Source organism: Pseudomonas morbosilactucae (genome assembly GCF_023241715.1).
GTDB lineage: Bacteria > Pseudomonadota > Gammaproteobacteria > Pseudomonadales > Pseudomonadaceae > Aquipseudomonas > Aquipseudomonas morbosilactucae.
Genome location: NZ_JALQCW010000144.1, coordinates 1 through 2,763, shown reverse-complemented (window position 1 = coordinate 2,763; position 2,763 = coordinate 1). Strand labels below are relative to the sequence as shown.

The following is a 2,763-nucleotide window of genomic DNA, read 5'->3' as shown; positions in this document are numbered from 1 at the left end:
TTTTACACACTCTGGGCCGATTGATGCCCTTTAGGGCGCTGCATGATGTTGAAAGGACCTAAAGGTTAAAAAATTGGTTTCTACCCCGTTCTTTAGCTATGTAGAGCGCTTTGTCGGCTCGGGCAAGTAGTGCGTTGTAAGAGTGCAGTGGGCCAAATGTATGTACTGAAAAACCAACGCTTATAGTTAAGTATCCTGTGCTGGAAGCGGAGTGCGGTATTTTCAAGTCTCGCACTAGTTGGCATAGAGTTTCGACGTGCCGAGCTGATTGGTCTTTCGTCATGCCGTTGGAAAGAATTACAAACTCCTCACCGCCATACCTGGCTGCAAAATCAGAACCACGTTGAAAAAACGTATTCAAGCTATCAGCGACATGTATTAATGCTTCGTCGCCAGCTTGATGCCCATAAATATCATTGAAAGACTTGAAGTGATCAACATCAATCATGGCGAGAGTCAATGAGCCTCCGTTGCGACATGCAATTTTACATTGGATTTCGAACTGTGTATCGAAAAATCGACGATTGTAAATGCCTGTCAGTCCATCTTTTATAGATAATTGTTCGAAGTGCGCTTTCATTTGCTCGAGGGACTGGTGCTCATCGCGCAGTTGCTGCTGTATTAGCATGCGGGATGTTACATCTTTTTGTATGCCTAAAAAATTGGTTATAACTCCGTTTTCATTATGAATTGGAGATATACTTAGCTCGTTCCAAAACATCGTTCCATCCTTGCGATAGTTTCGCAAGGTTACGAGGCAGTATTCACCTGATTTAATGGCGTTGTGAACAGTTTCAAGTTCAGGCTGCTCTTGATCGTTTCTTTGTAAGTATCGGCAGTTAATGTTGGTTGTTTCCTCGAACGAGTAACCGGTCATGCGTTCAAAAGCAGGATTTACAAAAATCAACGGATTGTCGTCAATGAAATTATCGGAGATGGTAATGCCATCTCGCGAGTCCATAACTGCCTGTTTAAGAATTTCAATCTTCATGAAAATTCCGTTAGTAGGATTGAATGGAGGCACACCGCTTTAGGGATCTAATATTTAGATAACACAGATAATTAACGTTGCTTAATCTATAAGTGTAGTCGTTGGAGAAATACAAGGTGTGCTTTTTATGCTTTCGATAGCCGTTGCGATTGATTTTAGTCAGAAGTTCCACAGATATTGCCCTGGCTGGCTAATGGCGTCAGAAATGACCTGCATTAAGGCATCACTACTAAAGGCTTAGCTGGCCACTTCTTTTTTGTGCGACCGCTTGGAAAGCTTGCTGCTATTACGTACCACCCGTCGCATGAGCCTGTCGGAGGCTGGCCGGACGTACTTCAGCGAATGGCTGACACCTGCTCGATGAGCTGGACGCTCTGGAACGTGCTACCCCAGTCGGCGCTAGCGCGCCCAGCGGCCGTTTGCGGGTCAACGCCCCCTGCCATTTGGCCTAAAGGTGCTGCCGCCGATCCTAGTATTTATCGCTAGGAGTTCATTGAAAATAACGGAAGTGTGAGGATCGAACCCAACGGCCCGCTCACGGTTAATGATGGGGAGTTGATGCGCAGCCTGGCTGTTCAAGGGGTGGGACTCATTTACTCTTCAACGTTTCACACATCGCGGGAACTGGCGAACGGGACGCTTGAACCGGCATTGCTGGACTGTTCTCCAGGCAATGATGGGTTGTTCCTTTATTTCCAAAAGCAGCCAAAAAACAGCCGAAATTGCGAGCTTTTATTGAGATGTGCTCGAAGGTCCTAACGATGCAATAGAAAAGAATTCGACACTCATAAACCATGACGACTACGTTCAGGTTTCCTGACGTAGTCGTATTCAGTTCTTCTGTACGGGAGGCGGTCTTGGATGGCCGGCCGCTAATACCGTCAATGGATGGTTCTGAGCAAAGTAATAAAGCCTTTGGGTAAACGAAAACGTTGTGCGGCCATACCCGTCGTGTTGCTTATTTCATCCCTATCAGGCCCTTCGCCAAGCTTCGGCCTTTGGAGTCCATGTTGTGAGTGGACATTGCATTATTCAGAGCGTTTGTTGCCGTTCCCAACGCCGATTGCATGCTTCTTATCTCGGTCGTCAAAACCTCTCGCTGCCGCTTGATCTCGTCCTCGGACAACGTCTTGTCGCTCATCAATTCCATGAGTTCCTGGTTTTTTTGAGCAATTTTTTCCTGCAGCTTACGAATGTTTTTCAGGACTTCTTTGACGTCTTCTGGCAAGGGCGCGTTGTCAATGTCTGCGTACTTTTCACTCTCTAATTTTTCATGGCCTTCTTTTGATATCTCGACCTTGGTGGTCGTGGTTTGAGTGCTGGCGTTGGCGGAGCTTTCGGTCACAGAGGCTGGCGAGGAGGTCGTAACCCGCAGTTGCATCGCGAGCGTATTGTCGGATGAGGCGATTTTCATTGATGCTCCAATTTCAGGGCGTTTGCGACGTTCACTTAAGTAATGCTATCGGCAAGGGCAACGCTTCGCTGTAGGCAACATGTATCGATTTTGTATTTTTTTGTAGTTGCACGGACATGAGTTACAGCAATTGCTGATGACGTTTGTTTTTGCGGCTCCAGAGCCTTTCAATGGCTCAGGTTTTGAAGGTTATTGGCCCCAGGGCCAATCAAGGGAAGATGTGCCAGCATGTTCTTCAGGGCCAACGCATCCCAGGGCAGATGTTCGGCAATGCCGATTCCAACGACATCGGCGATAGCCGCAACGTCTGACAGCACTCGCACTACATCGCTGATGGGCATTTTTCCTTGGGCAACGC

3 protein-coding genes and 1 pseudogene are annotated in these 2,763 nt (G+C 47.3%); 1 reads left to right on the top strand and 3 read right to left on the bottom strand.

From position 1 onward, the window contains the following. Positions 1 to 58 precede the first annotated feature (58 nt). A complete protein-coding gene (locus M1B34_RS33525) occupies positions 59 to 991 on the bottom strand; it encodes a diguanylate cyclase (RefSeq protein WP_268267416.1) in 933 nt (310 codons plus the stop codon). Between the two features lie 510 nt (positions 992 to 1,501). On the opposite strand from M1B34_RS33525, the gene M1B34_RS34285 reads away from it, so the two are divergent. Then, positions 1,502 to 1,750, top strand: a complete 249-nt coding sequence (locus tag M1B34_RS34285; RefSeq protein ID WP_425273568.1) for a LysR substrate-binding domain-containing protein — start codon at positions 1,502 to 1,504, stop codon at positions 1,748 to 1,750. A gap of 199 nt (positions 1,751 to 1,949) precedes the next feature. Here the strand turns inward: M1B34_RS34285 and M1B34_RS33520 are convergent, their stop codons facing one another. Together M1B34_RS33520 and M1B34_RS33515 are read right to left on the bottom strand one after the other, a co-directional pair. After that, positions 1,950 to 2,405 carry a hypothetical protein gene (locus M1B34_RS33520; protein ID WP_268267415.1) on the bottom strand — a complete coding sequence of 152 codons (456 nt, stop codon included), beginning with the start codon at positions 2,403 to 2,405 and terminating at the stop codon, positions 1,950 to 1,952. Between the two features lie 167 nt (positions 2,406 to 2,572). Further along, a pseudogene (locus M1B34_RS33515) lies at positions 2,573 to 2,763 on the bottom strand (arginase family protein); the annotation flags it as partial.